Here is a 22109-nt window from a genome sequence, read left to right as displayed (position 1 = left end):
GCGCATATCCGACAGAAAATTTGCATATTTGCGCAGCATACAAATTTTCATCAAAAGCCAGGACGTGCGCCTGATTTTTGATACAAGGCAACGGTTCTGCATGCCGTTTTTGCGGCGTGCAAAATCGCGCTTGGGCTTTTCCCGCGTACTGCACTGTGCGGCGCAGCCCGCCCCGACCGGAACTCCGTTTCGATCGAAGCCTTTCCCGTAGTTTTGTTTATAGACAGGATGGTTCCGAACTGTCTGTTCTTCAGTTGCTTTTCCATTATAGCGGATTTCACCGGAAAGTCAAGCATATAGTTAGGATGGACGCTGAACAAGGGGGAATTCCATGATGCTTGACAAAATCGCGCTGATGAACGAAATGGTGCGCGCATTTGTATGGGGCGTACCCATGCTGGTGCTGCTCACCGGTACGGGCATCTATTTCACCGTGCGCACCGGCCTGTTCCAGGTGCGCTATACCGGCCTGTGGCTGCGCAAGACGCTGCTCTCCTGCTTTTCCGGTGCGGCGCGGCGCACCAGCTCGAAAAACGCGGTCTCCCCCTTTGCGACCATGTGTACCGCGCTGGCCGCGACGGTCGGTACGGGCAATATCGCGGGCGTGGCCACCGCCCTGACCATTGGCGGGCCGGGCGCGGTGTTCTGGATGTGGGTATCCGCCTTTTTCGGCATGATGACCGCGTTCGCGGAGAACACGCTCGGCATGCTGTACCGCGAGCGCGGACCGGACGGGGCCTGGCGCGGCGGCCCCATGCTGTATCTCAAGAACGGGCTGCACAGCCCGTTCCTTGCCGCGGCGTTCGCGCTTTTCTGCGTCCTTGCCTCGTTCGGCATCGGCAATATGAGCCAGTGCAACTCGATCGCCAGCGGCCTGTCCAACGTGTTCCGCGTGCCGCCCCCCGCGACCGGTCTGGCGACCGCCGTGTTGCTCGGCGCAGTCATGCTGGGCGGGCTGAAGCGTATCTCCCGCGTGACCGAAGCCCTGGTCCCGTTTATGGCGCTGTTCTATATGGCCGGTGCGCTGGCCGTGCTGTGGCACGGCCGCGCTGCGCTTCCACAGGCCTGTGGGCAAATCGTCGCCTGCGCGTTCGACTGGCAGGCGGGCGCGGGCGGCGTGCTGGGCTACGGCATGGCGCAGGCCATCCGCATCGGCGTATCGCGCGGCGTGTTTTCCAACGAGGCCGGCTTGGGTTCTTCCGTCATGGTGCATGCTGCGGCGGATGCCAAAGAGCCGTGCGAGCAGGGGATGTGGGCGGTATTCGAGGTGTTTTTCGACACGATCGTGATGTGTACCGTGACCGCGCTGGTCATCCTGACCTCCGGCGTTTACGACGCCGCGCAGTACGGCCTTGCCGCGGGTACGCCGCTGCTCGCCCAACTCCAGACCGGCGCCGCGCTCACCGCCGCGGCGTTCTCTACCGTGTTCGGCCCGCTCGGCGGCGGCTTTGTCGCGGTATCGCTGGTGCTGTTCGCGTTTTCCACCCTGCTCGGCTGGTCCTATTATGGACAGCGGGCGGCTGAGTACCTGTTCGGCAGCCGGTCCGCGCCGCTTTACAAGGCACTGTTCATCGCCGCGGCTGCTCTCGGCTGCACGATGCGGCTCGACCTGGCTTGGGCGCTTTCGGATACGTTCAACGGGCTGATGGCGCTGCCCAACCTGGTCGGCGTGTTCGCCCTGCGGCGGGAAGCGCTCGCGGAGTGGCGCCGCTACCGCCGTGCGAAGGATATTTGACAAATCCCCCTTTTCTCCCCCGCTCTTTCCGCACAGATTGCACAAATTTACACAATCCGTTTTGTAAATGCCGGATTCCATCTTGTCAAGCCAGAGAAATGCATATAGAATAATAAAATAGACTTGCATGGAGCCTGCGGATCCTGCAAAAAGAATGAGGGGGAACTGAATATGGACCTGACATCCACCGTCTGGACATTGCTGCCGCCGGTCATTGCGATCGCGCTGGCGCTCATCACCAAGGAAGTATATTCGTCTCTGCTGATCGGTATCCTTTCGGGCGCGCTGCTGCTCACCGGCTTCAACCCGCTGCACGCGGTCGAGACCACGTTTGAGGTCATGGGCAGCAAGCTGGGGGACAATATCGAGATCTGTATTTTCCTGGTGCTGCTCGGCATACTGGTATCGCTCGTCACAAAATCGGGCGCTTCCCGCGCATACGGAAACTGGGCGGTCAAGACCATCCGTACCCGACGCGGCGCGGCGTTCGCAACTTCGTTTTTGGGCGTTTTCATTTTTGTGGACGACTATTTCAACTGCCTGACCGTCGGCACGGTCATGCGGCCGGTCACGGACAAGTACCGCATCACGCGCGCCAAGCTCGCGTACATCATCGACGCGACCGCCGCGCCGGTCTGCATCATCGCGCCGATCTCCAGCTGGGCCGCCGCGGTCGGCTCCTCGCTGCCTGAATCCAGCTCGATGGACGGCTTCTCACTGTTCCTTCAGACCATCCCGATGAACCTGTACGCACTCCTGACGCTCATGTTCCTGATATGGCTGATGGCGGCGGACTTCGACTTCGGTCCCATGGGTAAATATGAGGCCGAGCATAAGAAGGACGAGCTTTCCAGCGTGGAGGAAAACCATGTGGTCGGCGGCACGGGCAAGGTATACGACCTGATCCTGCCGATCTGTGTGCTGATCGTCCTGTGCATTTCGGCCATGCTGTACACGGGCGGCATTCTGGAGGGCGCGAACATCATCGACGCGTTCGCCAACTGCTCCTCCTCGACCTCGCTGGTACTCGGCTCGTTCTTTACGCTGATATTCACCTTCCTGCTGTATATCCCGCGCAAGATCCTGACGTTCAGCCAGTTCTGCGAGGCGTTCACCGAAGGCTTCAAGGCCATGGTGCCTGCCATCATGATCCTGACGCTGGCGTGGACGCTGTCCGGCGTCTGCTCGGAGGATTATCTCAACATCGGCGGCTATGTATCCTCGATTGTCAACGGCGATTCCATGGTATCCGTGCTGATGCCCGCGATCTTCTTCCTGATCGCGCTCGGCCTCGCATTCGCCACCGGCACCTCCTGGGGTACGTTCGGCATCCTGATCCCGATCGCGGTCGCGGTCTTCGGCGACGCACCCAGCACCATGCTGGTCATGACAGTCGCGGCCTGCCTGTCCGGCGCGGTCTGCGGCGACCACATCTCCCCGATCTCGGACACGACCATCCTTGCCTCGGCGGGCGCGCAGTGCAACCATATCGACCACGTCTCCACGCAGATTCCCTACGCGCTGATGGTAGCGGTGTTCTGCTTCATCGGTTATTTGGTCGGTGGCTTCTGCGGCAACGGCTTCGTCGCCCTGGTCGTCGGCGTGATCCTGCTGTTCTGCGCGATTCTTGTGATCTCCGCCCAGCAGAAAAAACGCGCGCAAAACTGAAAACAAAACGCAGGAATCCCCCGATTTCGGGGGATTCCATTTCTCTACCTTGGAAGGTGTATCCTTTTGACTACTGATCTGACCGAGGGCAAGCCCTCGCAAAAGCTGTTCTGGTTCTCGCTACCGCTTCTTCTCAGCGTGGCGTTCCAGCAGCTCTACCAGATGGCCGACTCGGTCATTGTCGGCCGTTTCGCCGTTTCCGTCCAGGCGGGCGAGCTGGCGCTCGCCGCAGTGGGCGCGAGCTATCCGGTCACCCAGCTTTTCATGGCCGTGGCGACCGGCATCAACATCGGCACAAGCGTACTGGTTTCCCAGTTGTTCGGCGCCAGGCGCTATGTGCGCATGAAAAGCGCGGTTTCTACCGCGTTGCTGACCACAACTGCGGTCGCGCTGCTGCTGACGCTGGCCGGCGCACTGGGAACGGACACGGTCATGGACGCGCTGAAAACGCCGGCCGATATTTTTTCCGACGGCGCGCTCTACCTACGCGTTTACGTTTTCGGCCTGCTGTTCCTGTTCCTCTACAATGTGTGTACGGGCATCTTCAACGCCATGGGCGACAGCCGCACACCGCTGGTCCTGCTGATCCTGTCCTCGGTGAGCAACGTGATCCTCGACCTGGTTTTTGTCGCGGTTTTCCACTGGGGCGTCGCAGGTGTCGCCTGGGCGACGTTCATCGCCCAGGGCTGCGCGGGCGTGCTGGCGTTCCTGTTGCTCCTGCGCCGCGTGCATGCGTTCGATACGGGCGGCCATTTCCTGCTTTTTTCGTTCGATATGCTGCGCCGGCTGGTGGGCTACGGCATCCCCTCGATCGCCCAGCAGAGCTTTGTCTCGGTCGGCAACGTCATCATCCAGTATTATGTCAACCTGTGCGGCGCGACGGTCATCGCGGGCTTTTCCGCCGCAACCAAGGTCAATATGTTCGCGCTGACCTGCTGCATGTCGTTCTCCTCCGGCCTGTCAAGCTATGTGGCGCAGAACATCGGCGCGCGCAGGCTGGACCGCATCCCGCCCGGACTTAGGGCGGGTGCCTGCTATTCCATCGGCCTCGCGATGATTTTCACCGCGCTTTACATGCTGCTGGCCAACCCGCTCGTCGGCCTGTTCGTCCCCGCGGGCAGCGCGTCGGGCGTGATCGGCGTGGGGCGGCAGTTCCTGTTTATCGTAGCGCCGTTCTACGGCCTGCTATGCGTCAAATTCGTGTGCGACAGCGTGCTGCGCGGCGCGGGCGCCATGCGGCTGTTCATGGTGACGACGTTCTCCGACCTGATCCTGCGCGTGGGCTTCTCGGTTTTGCTGTTCCGGTTCTGGCAGGAGCTTGGCATCTGGCTCTCCTGGCCGATCGGCTGGCTACTGGGTACCGGCATCTCCTTCTGGTTTTACCGGAGCGGCCTCTGGAAAAAGAACCTACCGGAGCTGTAACGCCCGGCCAGAGAAAAAAAGCCCGCCGGCGGCGTGTCTGCCGGCGGGCTTTTCCGTCCCCCTGCGTCCCGCCGGCGTATAGTTTGCGCTTTTCCTCCCAAAATAAAAAAGAAAAAGGGGGAAATGCCTTGCTAAAGCTTGTCCATGCGAGTAAAATATATGACAGAAGCGGCGTTTGCGCGCTGCGCGGCGTCAACCTGTCCGTCCGGCGCGGCGACTATGTTTCGATCACCGGCGCGTCCGGCTCGGGCAAGTCCACGCTGATGCACATTCTCGGCCTGCTCGATACGCTGACCGAGGGCCGCTACCTGCTCGGCGGGACCGACGTTTCCGGCCTGCCGCCGCAGGCACTCGCCCGCCTGCGCGGCGAGAAGATCGGCTTTGTGTTCCAGCGCTTCCAGCTCATCCCAGGCATGACCGCGCTGGAGAACGTCGCCCTGCCGCTCACCCTGCAGGGCGTGGCGCGGCCGGAGCGGCTGGCGCGCGCCGCGGAGGCTCTGCGTGCGGTCGGCCTGTCCCACCGCACGGCACACAAGCCAAACCAGCTTTCCGGCGGCCAGCAGCAGCGCGTCGCGATCGCGCGCGCGGTGGTCACGCGCCCCTGCGTCGTTCTGGCGGACGAGCCCACGGCCGGACTCGACCCGGAAGCGGCGGCCGAGGTGCTTTCCCTGCTCGACGGGCTGCATGAGCGGGGCAACACGGTCGTACTCATCACGCATGACCATACGGCGGCCGCCCGCGCCGCGCGGCGGCTGTATCTGGAGGGCGGCGTGCTTTCCGGCTGAATCCGTATTTATTCCAGGAGGCATGTTATGAACCGGCGGGATAAGGACAACTATTATCTGGATATGGCGCAGGTCGCGCTCGAGCGCGGCACCTGCCTGCGGCGCAATTTCGGCGCGGTGATCGTCAAAAACGACGTGATCGTTTCCACCGGCTACACCGGCGCGCCGCGCGGCCGCGAGAACTGCATCGACATCGGCACCTGCATCCGGCAGAAGCTGGGCATCCCGCGCGGCGAACGGTACGAGTTCTGCCGCTCGGTCCATGCCGAGGCCAACGCCATCATCGCGGCGCCGCGCGAACAGATGCTCGGCGCGACGCTCTATCTGGTCGGGCGGGACATGTCCACCGGCGAAATCATGCCCGACGCCAATTCCTGCACCATGTGCAAGCGCCTGATTATCAACGCGGGTATCGAACGGGTGGTCATCCGGCGCGACAACGATACATACGATACCATCAGCGTGCGCGACTGGATCTACCACGACGACGTTTTGGACGGCCGACGCGGCTATTGACGCGGCTGGACAGGGGTATCTTCACCAGGATAAGGAGCCGGACGCACTGGCCGGCTTTTTATAGCGGGCCGCCGGAAACGGCTGCTCTCATCGGGCGCGCGGCGCGGGTATTTTTCCCCTCCCGCGCGCGTAAACACAGGACCGCGTGGCATAATAGACACGTAAAGGAGGAGTTTCGTTATGGAGTTAAAAATTTACAAGTGCATGCACTGCGGCAACATCATTGAGAAGATCGAGGATCACGGCGTTCCAGTGATCTGCTGCGGCGAGCCAATGAAGGAATTCAAGGCCGGCGAGACCGACGGCGCCATGGAGAAGCACGTTCCGGTCGTCAAGGCCGAGAGCGATGTGATCCGTGCCTGCGTCGGCGAGGTGACCCATCCCATGACCGAGGAGCATCACATCGCGTTCATCTGGCTGGTGACCGATAAGGCCGTACACCGCGCCGTACTCGACCACACTGGAGCGCCGGAGGCCGTGTTCCGCCTTGCCGAGGGCGAAAAAGCGGAAGCGGTTTACGAATTCTGCAACCTGCACGGGCTTTGGAAGGCTTCGCTCTGAGCGCGCCCTTTCCCCCGCGCCCGCCACGCATCCATTTGAAAAAAGCGTGTTTCCCTCTTGGGGAAACACGCTTTTTTAATCGCATTATCCGCGTTCGTCCAGATTTTTGTATACCACGGATTTGCAGAGCGGCTTGTAAGCCGGACGGATGATCTTGCCGCCCGTGGTGACCTCCTCCAGGCGGTGCGCCATCCAGCCGACGATACGCGCGGTTGCAAACAGCGGCGTATACAGCGACTTCGGCAGGCCGAGCATTTTATACACCAGGCCGGAATACATGTCCACATTGGCGCACATGGGCTTGTCGCTGCCTTTTTTCTCCGCGAAAATGGCCGGCGTGAGCTTTTCAACCAACTCGATCAGATCCATTTCCCGACTGAAGCCCTTGCTCTCCGCCAGGGGGCGCGCGGCTTTTTTGAGCGCCACCGCGCGCGGGTCGCTCAATGTATAGATGGCGTGGCCCATACCGTAGATCAGGCCGGACCCGTCGCCCGCTTCCCCGTCCAGGATCTTGCAGAGGTAGTCCGCGACCGCGCCCTCGTCCGTCCAGTCGCTGATGTTTTCTTTCATCTCCTCAAACTGCCGCACGACGCGCAGGTTGGCGCCGCCGTGCCGCGGCCCCTTGAGCGCGGAAACCGCCGCCGCGATCGCGGAATAGGTATCCGTACCCGACGAGGAGGTGACACGCACAGTGAAGGAGGAGTTGTTGCCGCCGCCATGCTCGGCGTGCAGGATCAGGCAGCGGTCGAGCAGCTTGGCCTCGTCGTCCGAATACTTGCCGTTCGGCCGAACCAGATGCAGAATGTTCTCCGCCGTGGAGCGGTCAGGGTCGGGTACATGCAGAAACATGGAATCCCCGTCGAAATACCGGCGCTTGGCCTGATACGCATGCGAAATGATAACCGGAAACTTGGCCATCAGGCTGATGCCCTGCCGCATGATGTTTTCGACCGTCGTCTCGTCCGGATTGGGGTCGTAGGAGTAAAGCGCGAGCGTGGCGCCCGCGAGCTTGTTCATAATGTCCCGACTCGGCGCGCGCATAATCATATCCTCGGTAAAATTATCGGGCAGCGCGCGTTCCAGGCCGATCGAGCGCTGGAATTCGTCCAGCTGGCGGCGGGTGGGCAGCGCGCCGCACATCAGCAGGTAGCCGACCTCCTCAAACCCGAAGCGGTCCTCCTGTTCCAGGCCGTGGATCAGGTCGTACACATTATAGCCGCGGTAGGTCAGGCGGCCCTCGATCGGCTCGCGCTCGCCCTCGTTGAGTATGTAGCCGTGAACGTTGCCCAGGCGGCTCGCGCCGACCAGGACGCCCGTGCCGTCCGCGTTGCGCAGGCCGCGCTTGATGCGGAAGCGGGTATACAGATCCGACGGGATCTGGTTATGCAGGCGGAAGCTCTCGCTGAGCTCCTGCAAAAGCACTGGGTTGACAAAGGACGGCTGTGTCGTCATATCGGGCTTGCTCCTTCCGCTTGAATCGTTCATTATGCATATATTTTACTCCTGTCCTGCAAAAATGTCAAATACCGTCGCTTGTTGAAACCCACAAAAGCGTATTTTATCCCTTTTGTCCGCTTGTTCAACATGCTTGCACGCAAGTGTCCTGCCCGTATTGTGCAGCGTCCTTTCCCGCGCTGAACCAAGAAAAACCCTTTCCTCGTCCAGCCCGCAGGGAGAGGGCGGGCGCATGAAAAAAAACAGGAAAGCGCCCGCAGGCGCTTTCCTGTTACCGGCGTCGTCAGAATATCGCGACCGTCGTGCCGACCGGAATATTGTTGTAAATCCACCAGATATCGCTCTTGTACATGCGCACGCACCCGTGCGAGATCGGATAGCCCGCGCTGTAATCATATTCGGTATCCGTTCCCGGATAGCACAGGCGCGAATGGAAGGCATAGCCCGTTCCCGGATAGAAGCCGACCACCGGCCGCACGGTATAGGTGCTGGTCGTCCAGCCTCCCGCGGACTTGTAGGAAACCGTGGTCAGGCCGGTCGGGGTCGGGGTGCTGGCCGCGCCCGTGCCGACCAGGAAAGATTTTATCAGCTTCCAGTTGCCCTTCGAGCCTTCAAACACATTGACATGCTGGTAGGCGCGGTTGATCCAGAGCAGGTATTTGGTGCTGCTCGAATAGCCCTTCGCGTTGACCCAGACCTCTTTTTCATAGGTTTCATAGTCGTTATTGACCGCATAGGCCGTGGTGTAGTTGCCCCGATAGGTGGAGGACACCAGATTCAGCACGCGGTTAACGTCCCGCTGGTAATACCATTCGTCCGAGTAATTCTCGATCGGCACGGTCTTTTCCGCGTACAGTTCCTCGGTTTCGCCGGTGGAAGGGTTGTCGTAGGTCAGCCGGAAGCCAATTGTTACGCTGGTTTCCATATCTTTGGTAAAGGTGAAATAGGTTGTATGGCTGGAGGTCTTGTCCGCGGTCAGCGCGAACCGGCTGTTGCGGTACGCCTCCAGCGGCTGGCCGTTCTGATACCACTGGGCCGAGCAGAGCTTTTCCTCGCTCACGCCCGTGAAGCTGACCTTGGTCAGCAGCGAACCGCCCGCCTTGACCGAAGCCGGCACGTCCATTTCGATTGTGACCCCCGCTAGGCCCGGGTCGATGTTTTCGATCTTGGAGTCCGCGCTGAGCGAAACCTCGCAATCCACGGCGCGGATATCGACCGATTCCGCTTTTCCCTTTCCGTCTACCTTAGTGCCGACACCCGCAACAAGCAGCGTCTCCACCTTCTTATTCAGGGTCAGCGTGTTGCCCGCCGCGCCTGCGTTGACCGATACCGCGCGCACCGCGCCGTCCACCACGATGGTGTTGCCGCTGCCGGTGACGGTGAGCGTGTCCGCTTCCATGCCGGACAGGTCGATCGTGCGGTTCGAGGCGGTGATCTCGATGTTGGACGCCTCGCCCTGGCAGGCTACCGCGCCGCCAGTACCCGCGATTACCAGTGTATCCGCGTGCGAATCGTCCCGCAGCGTCACCTCGGCCGTACCCGCCGGATCGACGGCAAGGACGGACAGCGCGGTATCCTTTGAAGCGGTCAGCTTGACCGCCTCCGCGCCCTTGAGTACGACGCGGCCGTCCGCCGTCACGCCCGAGAGCGTCACTTCCTCTGTGCCGCAGGCAAACACACGGTCGCCCGCCGGCGCGGAGCCGGACAGCTCGACCGTGCTGCCGGTCAGCAGCGCGCCGCCGGTCAGCGCGGACAGGTCCGCGTCCTCAGTCGGGAAGTAGGGGACGATGCGCAGCAGCATGGTCACGAACTGCGCGCGGGTCAGCGCGCCGGACGGCGCAAGCGTAGTTTCGGTGTCGCCGTTGACGACCCCCGCCGCGACCAGCGCTGCGGCCGCCTGCTTCTGCTCCGCGGTCATGGAGGCGGTATCCGTAAAGGCGTCCAGCACATCGGACGCGGCTTCCGCCCTGTCATAGGCAAACGCGCGGGCGAGCAGCACGAACGCCTCCGCGCGGGTCGCGGCAGCGTCGAAATTCCGGCTGTCGTCCGCGTCGATCAGCCCCAGATGGATCGCTTTTCCCAGATCGGCCGCATACCAGGCGTTCTGCGGCACGTTTTTCAGGCCCGCAGTAGCGTCCTGCACCGACGCGCCGAGCGTCCGGTTGAGGATGACGATGGCCTCCGAGCGCTTAACCGGATTGTCAGGCAGCATTTTCCCGTCCACGCCGTTGAGCAGCCCCAGCTCGACCGCGCGTTCCAGCTCTGCGGCCGCCCAGTGGCCCGCGATATCGGGGAAGGACGGCTCGGACGGCTCCTCCGGCACAGCGGGCTGGCTGGGTGCGTCCGTCAGCGTAAGCGCAACGGGCAGCTCGCCCGCCATGATGCGGGCGACGAGCAGCTTCGCCTCGTCCTCGGTAAAATCGCCGGTCAGCAGCAGGTCGCCGCCCTCCTGCTCCCCGGGCGCCGCCTGTGCGATGGTTGCGCCGTCAAGCACAGCGGACAGCGTGCTGCTGCCATCCTCTCGCGCATCCAATGCGGCCTGCGCTTCGGCATATGCCCGCCGTCCCTCATCCGTCAGCGTCAGCAATATGTATGCAGTCTGCGCCTCTTCCCCTTCGGCAGACGCGGACAGCCCCGCTTCGGCCGCGGATACGTCCGCGCCGGTCAGCCATGCTTTCCCGTCCGCGTCCGTGAAGGAAAGCCGGCCTTGCAGGGCAAGGAATTCCGCCACGCCTTCGTCGGGTGCGTCCACGGGCAGGGTCACGGTGACCGCCGCCCGATCGTCCGAGAACGACACCTCCGCCTGCGCCAGGTCGAGCTGTGCCAGCCGCCGCTCCAATACGGCGCGCACCCGCTCCATTGTCTCATCGTCCATCCGACTGTCGTCCGCGCCTTCGGGCAGCGCAACCGCATAGGTCAGCACGGCTGGTTGGGTCTCCTCCTCCGGCACCGGATCGGCGCCCGCGGCAAAGGCGGTCGTAAAAAGCAGGACCGCGGCCAACAGGCCGCTCAAAACACGTCTTTTCAAGGTAATGCTTCCCCCTGTATGAACCGTAATATCTTCATTTTACGGTTGACCGGCGGGCTTGTCAAGCGAAAGCGCGGTTTCAGTTTCGCTACAATGCGCATTTCCCCAGTATTTCTCCCCATGCCCCGCCCCGCTGGAGGCGGGTATCCGCTGGATAGGCTTCCGTTTTTTCCCGTCCGCCCCGCCGGAACCCAATCCCGCCCCGACCGTCCAACGCAGAGGGAGGTTTACAACCTTTTTTCCCCGTGCTATACTAAAGTGTATTGAATCGTATTGTTTCAGAGGAGGAACCCACCTATGCTTTGCAAGAACTGCGGCAAGGAGCTGCCCATCGCGGGCAAATTCTGTCCTTTCTGCGGCGCGCCCGTCGAGCAGGCCGGCGTGAACGACGAAACCGCCGTTTTCACCACCCTGCCGGAGGAGCTGAACGGCCCGATCGACACCTCGGCCTTTGACGCCGCCATGCGCGACGCGCACCCCTCGGCCGGCGGCGCGGCGTCTTCCGACCCGCTCGGCGCAACCGACCCGCGCGCCCCCGCGCTCGACGAGCTGCCGCCCATCGACATGCCGCCCGTCCGCCGCGCGGCGGGTACGCCGGACGACCCGCACACCACGCGCTTTGAGCGCCGCGATGAGCCGGACTACCGGCCCTACCGCAAGCCCAGCAAGGGCAAAAAGGGCGCGGTGATCGCCCTGGTCGTCATCCTGGTGCTCGCCCTGATCGGGGGCGGCGTCTGGTTTTTCCTGTCCCGCCAGCCGGACGAAAACCTTACTCTGGCGGAAAAGTATATGAACCGCGGCGATTTCGACCAAGCGCTCGAATACTACCTCGCCGCGCAGGCCGAGGCCAAGGACCCATCCGCGCTGGACGCGACCATCCAGCTTCTGCGCGATTATCAAGACGCACAGGATTACATGGACAACGGCCAGTACACGGAAGCGGTCGCCGCGCTCAAGCAGCTGCAGAACCGCGTCACCGATCCGGATTCCACGCTGTACGCCGCGATCGAGGAAATGATCCAGAAGGCGCAGACCGCGCAGGCTGACAATCAGTTCGCCGCGGATATCCAGGAAGCGCAGAGCTACCTGAGCGATCAGAAATATGACGCAGCCGCGGGCAAGCTGGATTCGCTCGCCGCGGACGACACCCTGACCGACGACCAGAAAAAGCAGGTCGAAGACCTGCAAAAGCAGCTGACCGAGGCGCAGGAGGCCGCCCAGCGCCAGGAGGAGACCCAGCAGAAGCAGGAACAGCAGAAGCAGATGTTCAGCAACCGCATCGACGAGCAGGAGGCAAACGACCAGAAGATCTCTGCTGCCGCGACGCCGGAGGAGGAGCTGGAGCTGACCTCCACCTCGTTCGAGGCTTGGGACACCCTGCTCAGCGAGATGTACGACTATCTGGCGACCGTCCTCAACGCGGACCAGTACGCCTCCGAGGAAGCCAGCTATAAGACCTGGGTGGAGGAGCGCGACAAGGGCGCAGAAAACGCCGCCGCCCAGAGCGAGGACGAGACTGCGGGCCAGCTCGCCGCGGCCAGCTTCAAGCAGAGCTATACCAAGGCGCGCTGCTACAAGCTGCTCGACCTGATGTAAGCGGAAGCACCCGCCGCCGGGTGGCCATTTACGGCCTCCCGGCTTTTTTTCTGCAGCATTTTATGGTATACTGGCCTGGCAAGGGGGAAAGATGATCGATGGAGTACTGCAAACGCTTTCTGCGGGTGCTGCTGGTGTTCGTGCTGGCAAACCTCGCGCTGCTGGAAACGCTGGCGCCACCGCCCGACTGGCTGACGCTGCCGCTGCTGTTCGGCCTGCTGGCGTACTATCTTTGGTTCCATATCCGTCCGCGGCGCGCCAAGGGGGCGACGCACCGCCTGCGCGCGCTGCTCGGCGGCTACGAGCTGCTGTTTGTGGCATTTTTTGTGATCCTGGCGGAAATGGCGTTTTACCCGCTTCTTCTGGCGACGGGCGCGCTGCACCGCGCGGTCCCGGCGCTGGGCGCCGCGCCGGACTGGGTATTCCTCGCCGCGAACCTGCTGCTTTTCGTGCCGCTGGTGGGCGCGCTGCTCGTCAACGGCTTTTTCCGCGTGCTGCTCACCTCCAAGCACTTGCGCGTGGTCTGGCGGGTGCTGCTCCTGCTGTGCTGGTGGGTGCCGCTTTTCAATCTGTACCTGTTCTACCGCGTGCTCAAAGCCGTGCGGCATGAGTATTATTTCGAGCTTTCCCGCCTGGAAAACGAGGCCGTCCACGCGGAAAACCGCGACTGTGAAACGCGCTACCCGATCGTGCTGGTTCACGGCATCTTTTTCCGCGACTGGCAGCTGGTCAACTACTGGGGCCGCATCCCGCGGGCACTGACCCGCTGCGGCGCGACCGTTTTTTACGGCGGGCAGCAGTCCGCCCTGCCGGTGGCGCAGAGCGCCGCCGAGCTGGCGGAACGCCTGCAGGCCGTTCTGCGGGAAACCGGCGCGGAAAAGGTCAACCTGATCGCCCACTCCAAGGGCGGACTGGACAGCCGCTACGCGATCACCCGTCTGGGGCTTGCGCCGCACGTCGCGTCCCTGACCACGGTCAACACCCCGCACCGCGGCTGCATCTTCGCGGAGGAGCTGCTGCGCACCCTGCCGAAAGGCGTGATCGCCTGGATGGAGCGCCGGTACAACGGCCTGTTCCGCACGCTCGGCGACGCCTCGCCGGATTTCCTCGGCGGCGTGCGCGATCTCACGCGGGAGAACTGCCTGTGCTTTAACCGCGAAACGCCCGACCAGGAGGGCGTGTTTTACCAGAGCGTGATGAGCACGATGCAAAAGCCGTCGAGCGCGGGCTTCCCCCTCAACCTGACCTGGCATCTGGTGCGCAAATACGACCGCGAGGCAAACGACGGGCTGGTTGCCCGCTCCTCCGCAGAATGGGGGCATTTCCTCGGCAATCTTTCCGCGTCCGGCCGGCGCGGCGTGTCGCATGGCGATGTGGTGGATCTGATGCGCGAGGACATCCCCGGCTTTGATGTGCGCGAATTTTACATCGGGCTGGTTAAAGGGCTAAAGGAAAAAGGGTTCTGAATAAAGAGGAGGAGGGGCGTTCCACCCCTCCTCCTCTTTATTTTTTACGCCTCCTCCGGCCGGCCGGACAGCAGAAGCCCAAGCAGAAGCCCCGCCAAGCCCGGCAGCACCCAGCCGAAGCCGAGCGGCGCGAGCGGTATCTTGTCCAGCAGCGCTGTGACGCACGGGATGGACACGCCCGCCTGCGCGAGCGCCGCGGCCACGCTCTGCACGCTCACAAAGCCGATGGTGAGCGGATAGACCAGCCGCCGCCGGTGCAGGCCGGGTGCGAACGACAGCAGGATCAGCGCGAGCGCCGCGGGATAGATCGCGTTTAGGACCGGCGTGGACAGCTTAAGGATGCCCGCCAGCCCGATATTGGAAATGGCCATGCTGACCGCCGCGAAAAAGACGACCCACATCCGGTAAGAGACGCGCGGCATCAGTCCGTGGAAATACTCGCTGCAGCAGGACAGCAGGCCGATACAGGTGTTCAGGCACGCGATCACAAAGATCGCCGCCAGCAGCACGCTGCCCGGCGCGCCGAATAGCGCGGAAACCATGCGCGTCAGCGTGTCCGCGCCGGTTTCGCCGCCGGGGAACGCCGCTCCAGATAGCGCACCTACATGCGCGAGCATGGAATAAATCGCCAGCAGCAGCGCGCCCGCGACCCAGCCCGCGCGGATCGTTCCGCGCACGACCTGCTTCTCCTCCTCAATGCCCTTGGCGCGGATGTTGAGCGCAATCACCGCGCCGAAATTGAGCGCCGCGATCGTGTCCATGGTCTGATACCCGCCGAGGAAGCCCTCGACCGCTGGCAGGGAGGCATACGCCGCCCCGGGCGTGCCGTAGTGCGCGGCGACCGGCCTGGCCACACAGCCCAGGAACAGCGCCACGATCAGCACGATCAGCGTCGGGCAGAGCAGCTTGCCCAGGCGGTCGGTCAGCTTTTCCGGCCGCAGCGCGACCAGCAGCGCCACGGCGAAAAACACGGCCGAGTAGCCTGCCTGCAACGCGCTTCCTCCGCCGCCGGCCAGCGGCGCGACCATCTCGAACGAGGTGCTCGCCGTGCGCGGTATGGCAAGCCCCGGCCCGATCGACAGGTACACCAGCAGCGTGAACACCGCCGCAAAGACCGGATGCACCCGCCCCGCCAAGCGGCGCAGGCCGTCCGCCTTCGCCACCGCGATCACGCCCAGCACCGGAAAGCCGATCGCGCTGAGGATAAAGCCCGCCATGGCCGGCCAGGTGTTCGTACCCGCCTGCGCGCCGAGGAAGGGCGGGAAGATCAGGTTGCCCGCCCCAAAGAACATGGAAAACAATGTGAACCCGACCAGCAGCAGGTTCTTCCCGCGCAGCCGCTGCATAAGCCTCCCCCTTTTCCTTCTTTTCATAAGCCTTATTATACTATGTTTCCCATTTCCGCGCAAATACGCACACTAACACGGCAAAGCGGTAAAATAAAAGGAGGCGCGCTGGCAAGCGCGCCTCCGGAAAACCGCGGGTTTATTTTTTTGTGATATCCTCGCCGTGCGCCGCCCGGGCGACAATGCCGGACAGGAACAGCAGCGCGATCAGGTTGGGGAACACCATCAGGGCGTTGAACAGGTCGGACAGGTTCCACACCAGATCGACCTTGAGCGCCGAGCCGATCACGATGCACACCACGACGATCGCCGCGTAGACCTTGGTGGCCTTCTGGCCGAACAACGCCTTGACGTTGGTCTCGCCGAAGAAGTACCAACCGATGAGGGTTGAGAACGCGAAGAACAGCATGCACACCGCCACAAACGCGTTGCCGACCGAGCCGAGCGTGACATTGAACGCCGCCTGCGCCAGCTCAGTACCCTGCAGGCCGTCCGGCACGCCGGACTGAAGCTGGCCCGAGGTCAAAATAACCATAGCGGTGAGCGTGAGTACAATAAAGGTGTCGATGAACACCGAGACAATCGCGATCTCGCCCTGGTCCTGCGGCTTTTCGACCTTGGCCAGCGCATGCGCGTGCGGGGTGGAGCCCATACCGGCCTCGTTGGAGAACAGGCCGCGCGCCACGCCGTAGCGCATCGCCTCGCGCACGGTGATGCCGACCGCGCCGCCCAGGATCGCCTGCGGGTCGAACGCCGCCACGAAAATGGACTTGAGCGCGGGGAGGATCGCCGCGTGGTTGACGCACAGGATGCCGATGCAGCCGACCATGTAAAAGATCGCCATGACGGGTACGACCTTTTCGGTGAACGCCGCGATACGGCCCACGCCGCCCAGGAAGATGAAGCCCGCGATCACCGCGCAGATCACGCCGATGACGACCTGGGGCGTGCCGAACGCAGTCTTAAACGCCACGCTGATCGAGTTGGCCTGCACCATGTTGCCGGTGAAGCCCAGCGCAAAGATGATCGCCAGCGAGAAGAAGCCGGCCAGGAACTTGCCGAACCTGCCGGTGAAGCGCGCCCTGATGTAATAGATCGGGCCGCCGGTCACATGGCCGTTTTTGTCCACGGTTTTATACTTCTGCGCAAGCACGGCCTCGCCGTAGATGGTGGACATGCCGAAGAACGCGGAAAGCCACATCCAGAAGATCGCGCCCGGGCCGCCCGAGTACAGCGCGGTGGCCGCGCCCGCGATGTTGCCCGTGCCGACCTGCGCCGCAATCGCGGTGGTGAGCGCCTGGAACGGGCTCATGCCGTCCTTGCCCGCCTTTTCGCCCTTGAGCGAGAAGCTGCCGAACAGCCGCTTCCAGCCCGCGCCGAACTTGCGCACCTGCACAAAGCGCGTGCGGATGGTGAAAATGACACCCGTGCCGACCAGCAGATACAGCAGCACGCTGTTCCACACGATGTCGCTGACCTTGCTTACCAGATCAGCCAGTTGATCCATTGACATTGTCTTACAATCCCCTTTTTCTTTCCGCGGCAAACAAAAAAGCCAGAACCACCAAGGGTTCCGGCTCACAGAAAACGAACGGACGCCGCGCCGCGCGCAATGCGCCGGCCCGTGCCCGATTAGTCCCCAAACTCTGTCCTTTTGCCTGAGAGATTGGCGCGCGGCCCCCAGCCGCACGCGTTGCACCTTCGGCAGCCCCCCCTGCGGGGCGTTCTCCAGAGCCGCATCCGTTTACAGTCCTCATCCGGAAAACCGGACACCTGAGAGTTTTGCTCCTTCGGCAAGCCGCGCGGCTTTTTCCTGCAAACTTCGTTTGTCGCGATATAATCTTAGAATATTAGTGTACCATTTCGCGGTGCATCTGTCAAGCGCGGTCCCCTGCGCTCCCTTTTTACATTTGGACTGATGGGCTTCAACTCCATCATTTTCACTAAATTCACTGCTCGACCAATACAAGGCTCGAAAAGAACCAAAGGCAACTTCGGCATCTTTTCATACGTTGAAAGAAACACTAAAGTATTGTAAAATAAATAGAAAATTTAATAAAAATATTAAAGAGATAACCTACAATAATAATGCCAAACGTACAAATGGCAATAAAAAGGGTCAATAGTTTAGGCTTTACTGCCTTTTTCAGCATGATTAAAGACGGCAAACTCAATGTTGTTACAGCCATCATAAATGATAAAATTGTACCTAATTGTGCACCCTTTGAAAGTAATGCTTCTGCTACTGGAATTGTTCCAAAAATATCAGCATACATAGGAACTCCGACAAGAGTGGCTAAAATAACACCAAACGGGTTATTACTGCCCAAGATACTTTCAATCCATGTTTCAGGTATCCAGTTATGGATAACTGCTCCGATACCCACACCAATCAAAATGTATGGAAATACTTTCTTGAATGTTCCTACAACTTGTTCTTTTGCATATTGAACTCTATCCTTTTTGGTTAAAGTAGGAGAACTAATATCGACATTACTTGCATTTTTCACGAAATCTTCCACATATTTTTCCATGTGCATTTTTTCAATTAAAGTACCGCCAATTACAGCGATTATCAAGCCTACAATCACATAAGCAAAAGCAACTTTAGCCCCGAAAATACTCATTAGCAATACAAGACTTCCTAAGTCAACCATAGGCGAAGAAATCAAAAAGGAAAAAGTTACTCCTAACGGTAATCCTGCACTTGTAAAACCTATAAACAACGGGATAGAAGAACACGAGCAAAATGGTGTAACTGTTCCTAACAATGCGGATATGATATTTGCACCGATACCATGAAATCGCCCTAAAATTTTTTTACTTCGTTCGGGTGGAAAATAACTTTGAATATACGATATAAAGAAAATCAGTAAACATAACAAGATTGTGATTTTGATTACATCGTATAAAAAGAATTGAATACTTCCACCTAAACGACTGTTAATGTCTAGCCCTAGCAATGATAGCCCATTACCAATTAAGCCATTCAACCATTTCATACCTAATATTTGGTCTTGAAAAAATAGCCATATTGAATTTACTACTCCCAATAAAGTCCCTCCTTTACATGACATATCAATTTTTTTTGATGTGATAAAGTTTTATAAAAGCCACCTTTCGATGACCTTTATTTGCAACAATGTGATTGATTTTCAGTATTTGGTGTTGTTAATTCTAACAATCGTTTTGACGCATATTCACTTCCTTTTTTACTTAAGTTGTAATGCGTCCATTTACCCTCTTGTCTTGCATTAACAATACCAGAGTCGCAAAGTATTTTCATGTGATAAGATAAAGCTGATTGTCCTATGTTCATGTTTTCAATCAGAACACACGCACATTTTTCCCCACTCTTTAAGTAGTCTAAAATAGTAAGCCTTTTTGTATCACAAAGAGCCTTAAAAATTTTTGCGTCTTTAGAAAAATCATTCATTATTATCACTCCTCACATCAAATAATTTTGATATATTTATCATAAGGCTTACAACATGATTTGTCAACACATTACATCAAAATATTTTGATGTATTATTCTTTCTTCCTCTTGATTACCCAACACAGAAAAGAAAAAGCCTTGTCAAGAGCTTGCCACCATTGGTGGTGCTTTGCACTCTTTACTGGGCTTTTTGTTTGCTGTATCTTCTCGTAAGAGGAAAAGATTACTCGTCCTCATCATCAAATTTACCCGTTACCCACGGTAATTTCGATAACAGTTCCATATCTTCTTTAGAGTTCGGGTTTATCATTTTTACAACTTGATAAGGTGTCCTATATTTATGTCCCTCTATGCTTTCTCCAAACATATCCATGCTGTATAAATCATCATAGCGGTCTAACAGTTTTTGGAATTTCAAATGCTGGATAAATTCTTTGATTGGGTAAAGGTCGGACGCTTCAATGCTTTTCCCGTTGATATAGTCTGTAATATATTCCCGTAACTTTTCTAACTCATATTCCAGCCATTCTTCCTCGCTGTCGAAGAAGTTGTCATAATGTCCATGTTTCAATTCTGCATTTAAACGTTCTTCGGCTCTTAAAAACTGACAGACTTCCTTTTCAGATTGATTAACATACTTCCATTCCCCCGACAACAATTCATTGGGCGTTACGTCCAGCACTTCCATTATCTTTTCCAGCGTTTCATAAGCAGGATAGTTTAACCCTCTTTCAATCTTGGAAAGGCTCTGCATATTGATACCAATTTTGTCCGCAAGTTCCTGTTGTTTCATTCCCCTAAATTTTCTTATGGTCTGTATATTATTTCCTAAATGGCTTATTTTCATTGCATACCCCTCCATAACTCGTTATATCTTCGCTATTATAAGTCTATCATGCTTAATATGATTTGTAAAGACAAAAAAAGATATTGACAAATAAGCATATAAGAATTACTATGTTCTTGTAATCAAATAAGCACAATAGAATGAAATACAAAAACATTCAAAAGAAAATATCTATCTGATTAAACCTGTAGATATGAATATCGGTTGAAATGGAACTTGTTAGAAAAGGCAAAACAGGATTTGTTGACAAAGTATTTCTGACACGGTGGCGGAAGCCTCTCAGGCTTACCGCCATGACACCATGTGTCAAGGGGAAGAAATGCTTTGTCGGCTGGCGAGCCTGCGAGCCTTGATTGTGCCCCCGTTATCTAACAGGGGGGCACTATTTCACAAAAGACAAGTCAAAAACCATACAACCCCAAACCTGTGAGTAGTAATGAGGAGTTTTAAGAAGATAGTAACTTCACATTCTTTTGAATAGTGGTTTACAGGTATTTCAAGGCTATTGTGGGATTGGAGGAATACAATGAACAATTTAGAATTTGCACTTGAAATGAAGAATAAACGTCTTGCAAGCGGTCTTTCACAAGGAGAACTTGCAAGTCTTACCCATGTATCAAGATATAGTATCAACCGCTTTGAGAACGGAAAAGCCAACGCCAGCAAGGAAACACAAAATATTATCCTGCGTTGTCTGAATTACTATATCTGCGATAAGCCTTTTTATCTGCTCGTGGATTATCTGTCTGTCCGTTTTCCAACGACTGACGCATTGGAAGTTATCCGAAAGGTGCTTGGCATGAAAGCAGATTATTTTATCCATTATGACTATGGGTATTATGGCTATAAAGAACATTATGCCTACGGGGAAATCAAGGTTATGGCTTCTGATGATGAACACATGGGCGTATTCTTGGAATTAAAAGGAGCAGGCTCACGCAACATGGAATATGTCTTACAGGCACAGAACAGGGATTGGTATTCATTCTTAAACCGCTGTCTTGACTGTGGCGGTGTTATCCGACGTTTTGACTTGGCAATCAATGATATGTGCGGTCTGCTGGATATTCCCATCTTGTCTGAAAAATATAAAAATGGCGGTGCGGATTGTCGCTGTAAAAACTATGAAAATGTGCAAGGCGGTAAACTAAGCGGAAAAAATCGCAATTTAGCAAGCACCCTTTATATCGGCTCAAAAACAAGTACAAAATACTTCTGCCTGTACGAAAAACAAAAGGAACAGGCAACCAAAAAGAAACATACGGATATTATCAACCGTTTTGAAATTCGTCTGCGTGATAAAAAGGCAGTACAGGCAGTTGAGGAATTGTTATTGACATATAACCCTCATGGGCTGGTGTTTTACCTTATTACCGATTTTGTGGATTTTCCCGACTATCCGTTGTGGGAGATATTCATTTCCCATGACAGTTTACCTTTTGAAATGAACCCCGTACCTGTCAATATGGAACGCACTCTGCAATGGCTGGAAAGACAGGTCATGCCGTCAATCGTGATGATAGAGGAAATCGACAGGCTGACAGGCTCAAACTACATGAAAATGATTGATGAATGTACCCACCTTTCCGAAAAACAGGAAATGCTTGTAGAACAGATGTGTACGGATATAGCAGATGTAATCGAAAGTGAGGGGGTGTTTTATGAGTAATGCACAGGATATTCCCGTATGGGAAAAATATACCCTTACCATTGAAGAAGCGTCAAAGTATTTCCGTATCGGAGAAAACAAGTTAAGACGATTGGCAGAGGAAAACAAGGACGCTGGCTGGCTCATTATGAATGGCAACCGCATACAGATTAAACGCCGACAATTTGAACAGGTCATTGATAAATTGGACGCTATCTAGTGCAAATGAGCCTTGTATGTGTTATGATGAACACAAGTCATATCAAGGCTCTTTCCAACAAGGAAAGGAGCAGACACCATGAAAGAAAAAAGACGGGATAACAAAGGTCGTATCCTGCATACTGGAGAGAGCCAACGAACAGACGGGAAATACTTATATAAATATGTAGACGCATTTGGAAACACAAAATATGTGTATGCTTGGAGATTGACACCCACAGACCCGACACCAAAGGGAAAACGGGAAAAACCCTCACTTCGTGAACTGGAACAGCAGATAAGACGGGATATTGAGGACGATATCGACAGCACAGGCAAGAAAATGACGCTTTGCCAACTCTATGCCAAACAGAACGCACAGAGGGCAAATGTGAAGAAA

At 57.4% G+C, this 22109-nt stretch carries 18 protein-coding genes and 1 riboswitch; of the genes, 11 read left to right on the top strand and 7 right to left on the bottom strand.

Features of this window, described 5'->3' with window-relative positions; all coding sequences use genetic code 11:
* Positions 1 to 331 precede the first annotated feature (331 nt).
* From OCV66_RS03210 to OCV66_RS03185, 6 genes are all read left to right on the top strand, one after another.
* Complete coding sequence (locus OCV66_RS03210; protein WP_243182357.1) at positions 332 to 1735, top strand: alanine/glycine:cation symporter family protein; 1404 nt, start codon at positions 332 to 334, stop codon at positions 1733 to 1735.
* 171 nt (positions 1736 to 1906) lie between these two features.
* Entirely contained in the window at positions 1907 to 3403 is a 1497-nt protein-coding gene (locus OCV66_RS03205; RefSeq protein WP_407923245.1) for a Na+/H+ antiporter NhaC family protein, read from the top strand.
* 66 nt (positions 3404 to 3469) lie between these two features.
* On the top strand, positions 3470 to 4825 hold the full coding sequence (locus OCV66_RS03200) for an MATE family efflux transporter (protein ID WP_054326535.1): 1356 nt from the start codon (positions 3470 to 3472) through the stop codon (positions 4823 to 4825).
* Between the two features lie 128 nt (positions 4826 to 4953).
* Entirely contained in the window at positions 4954 to 5610 is a 657-nt protein-coding gene (locus OCV66_RS03195) for an ABC transporter ATP-binding protein (RefSeq protein ID WP_054326536.1), read from the top strand.
* Positions 5611 to 5637: 27 nt separating this feature from the next.
* Positions 5638 to 6126: a deoxycytidylate deaminase gene (locus tag OCV66_RS03190; RefSeq protein ID WP_054326537.1), complete on the top strand. Its 489-nt coding sequence runs from the start codon at positions 5638 to 5640 to the stop codon at positions 6124 to 6126.
* A 180-nt stretch (positions 6127 to 6306) separates the two neighbouring features.
* Positions 6307 to 6687 (top strand): desulfoferrodoxin family protein, encoded by a 381-nt coding sequence (locus OCV66_RS03185; protein ID WP_147573775.1) that lies wholly within the window; start codon positions 6307 to 6309, stop codon positions 6685 to 6687.
* An 84-nt stretch (positions 6688 to 6771) separates the two neighbouring features.
* Here the strand turns inward: OCV66_RS03185 and OCV66_RS03180 are convergent, their stop codons facing one another.
* The gene (locus OCV66_RS03180; protein WP_054326539.1) at positions 6772 to 8139 is read right to left on the bottom strand and encodes a citrate/2-methylcitrate synthase; all 1368 of its coding nucleotides are present in this window, start codon (positions 8137 to 8139) and stop codon (positions 6772 to 6774) included.
* Between the two features lie 286 nt (positions 8140 to 8425).
* Positions 8426 to 11170, bottom strand: a complete 2745-nt coding sequence (locus OCV66_RS03175; RefSeq protein ID WP_147573774.1) for an S-layer homology domain-containing protein — start codon at positions 11168 to 11170, stop codon at positions 8426 to 8428.
* A 297-nt stretch (positions 11171 to 11467) separates the two neighbouring features.
* On the opposite strand from OCV66_RS03175, the gene OCV66_RS03170 reads away from it, so the two are divergent.
* Both OCV66_RS03170 and OCV66_RS03165 read left to right on the top strand, forming a co-directional pair.
* Positions 11468 to 12766, top strand: coding sequence for a hypothetical protein (locus OCV66_RS03170; RefSeq protein ID WP_147573773.1), 1299 nt, complete (start codon positions 11468 to 11470; stop codon positions 12764 to 12766).
* 98 nt (positions 12767 to 12864) lie between these two features.
* On the top strand, positions 12865 to 14232 hold the full coding sequence (locus OCV66_RS03165; protein ID WP_147573772.1) for an esterase/lipase family protein: 1368 nt from the start codon (positions 12865 to 12867) through the stop codon (positions 14230 to 14232).
* Positions 14233 to 14276: 44 nt separating this feature from the next.
* On the opposite strand, the gene brnQ is transcribed toward OCV66_RS03165, so the two are convergent.
* The 5 genes from brnQ to OCV66_RS03140 form a co-directional block, all read right to left on the bottom strand.
* Complete coding sequence (gene brnQ, locus OCV66_RS03160; RefSeq protein ID WP_147573771.1) at positions 14277 to 15578, bottom strand: branched-chain amino acid transport system II carrier protein; 1302 nt, start codon at positions 15576 to 15578, stop codon at positions 14277 to 14279.
* A gap of 139 nt (positions 15579 to 15717) precedes the next feature.
* Complete coding sequence (locus tag OCV66_RS03155; RefSeq protein WP_147573816.1) at positions 15718 to 17085, bottom strand: alanine/glycine:cation symporter family protein; 1368 nt, start codon at positions 17083 to 17085, stop codon at positions 15718 to 15720.
* 129 nt (positions 17086 to 17214) lie between these two features.
* Positions 17215 to 17320: riboswitch (glycine riboswitch) on the bottom strand.
* A gap of 282 nt (positions 17321 to 17602) precedes the next feature.
* Positions 17603 to 18580, bottom strand: coding sequence for a permease (locus OCV66_RS03150; protein ID WP_407933172.1), 978 nt, complete (start codon positions 18578 to 18580; stop codon positions 17603 to 17605).
* A gap of 128 nt (positions 18581 to 18708) precedes the next feature.
* Positions 18709 to 19014 (bottom strand): ArsR/SmtB family transcription factor, encoded by a 306-nt coding sequence (locus tag OCV66_RS03145; RefSeq protein WP_147573769.1) that lies wholly within the window; start codon positions 19012 to 19014, stop codon positions 18709 to 18711.
* 225 nt (positions 19015 to 19239) lie between these two features.
* Positions 19240 to 19863 (bottom strand): helix-turn-helix domain-containing protein, encoded by a 624-nt coding sequence (locus OCV66_RS03140; RefSeq protein WP_452039159.1) that lies wholly within the window; start codon positions 19861 to 19863, stop codon positions 19240 to 19242.
* Between the two features lie 526 nt (positions 19864 to 20389).
* On the opposite strand from OCV66_RS03140, the gene OCV66_RS03135 reads away from it, so the two are divergent.
* The 3 genes from OCV66_RS03135 to OCV66_RS03125 form a co-directional block, all read left to right on the top strand.
* Positions 20390 to 21532, top strand: a complete 1143-nt coding sequence (locus OCV66_RS03135; protein WP_147573768.1) for an XRE family transcriptional regulator — start codon at positions 20390 to 20392, stop codon at positions 21530 to 21532.
* Entirely contained in the window at positions 21525 to 21731 is a 207-nt protein-coding gene (locus OCV66_RS03130; protein ID WP_002341493.1) for an excisionase, read from the top strand. The genes OCV66_RS03135 and OCV66_RS03130 overlap by 8 nt, the downstream gene beginning before the upstream one ends.
* A 78-nt stretch (positions 21732 to 21809) precedes the next feature.
* The coding region (locus OCV66_RS03125) for an integrase DNA-binding domain-containing protein (RefSeq protein WP_262563713.1) at positions 21810 to 22109 on the top strand (300 nt) is incomplete at its 3' end.

The organism is Agathobaculum ammoniilyticum (assembly GCF_025567315.1).
Lineage (GTDB): Bacteria > Bacillota > Clostridia > Oscillospirales > Butyricicoccaceae > Agathobaculum > Agathobaculum ammoniilyticum.
The sequence above is the reverse complement of the archived record's forward strand: the minus strand, read 5'-3'. Positions and strand labels throughout refer to the sequence as shown.

Bases quoted from the DNA above. Each gene is read 5' to 3' on its own strand.
- OCV66_RS03210 (WP_243182357.1), top strand. From the start codon at position 332: ATGATGCTTGACAAAATCGCGCTGATGAACGAAATGGTGCGCGCATTT.
- OCV66_RS03205 (WP_407923245.1), top strand. From the start codon at position 1,907: ATGGACCTGACATCCACCGTCTGGACATTGCTGCCGCCGGTCATTGCG.
- OCV66_RS03190 (WP_054326537.1), top strand. From the start codon at position 5,638: ATGAACCGGCGGGATAAGGACAACTATTATCTGGATATGGCGCAGGTC.
- OCV66_RS03185 (WP_147573775.1), top strand. From the start codon at position 6,307: ATGGAGTTAAAAATTTACAAGTGCATGCACTGCGGCAACATCATTGAG.
- OCV66_RS03180 (WP_054326539.1), bottom strand. From the start codon at position 8,139: ATGACGACACAGCCGTCCTTTGTCAACCCAGTGCTTTTGCAGGAGCTC.
- OCV66_RS03170 (WP_147573773.1), top strand. From the start codon at position 11,468: ATGCTTTGCAAGAACTGCGGCAAGGAGCTGCCCATCGCGGGCAAATTC.
- OCV66_RS03165 (WP_147573772.1), top strand. From the start codon at position 12,865: ATGGAGTACTGCAAACGCTTTCTGCGGGTGCTGCTGGTGTTCGTGCTG.
- brnQ (WP_147573771.1), bottom strand. From the start codon at position 15,578: ATGCAGCGGCTGCGCGGGAAGAACCTGCTGCTGGTCGGGTTCACATTG.
- OCV66_RS03155 (WP_147573816.1), bottom strand. From the start codon at position 17,085: ATGGATCAACTGGCTGATCTGGTAAGCAAGGTCAGCGACATCGTGTGG.
- OCV66_RS03150 (WP_407933172.1), bottom strand. From the start codon at position 18,580: ATGAAATGGTTGAATGGCTTAATTGGTAATGGGCTATCATTGCTAGGG.
- OCV66_RS03145 (WP_147573769.1), bottom strand. From the start codon at position 19,014: ATGAATGATTTTTCTAAAGACGCAAAAATTTTTAAGGCTCTTTGTGAT.
- OCV66_RS03140 (WP_452039159.1), bottom strand. From the start codon at position 19,863: ATGAAAATAAGCCATTTAGGAAATAATATACAGACCATAAGAAAATTT.
- OCV66_RS03135 (WP_147573768.1), top strand. From the start codon at position 20,390: ATGAACAATTTAGAATTTGCACTTGAAATGAAGAATAAACGTCTTGCA.
- OCV66_RS03130 (WP_002341493.1), top strand. From the start codon at position 21,525: ATGAGTAATGCACAGGATATTCCCGTATGGGAAAAATATACCCTTACC.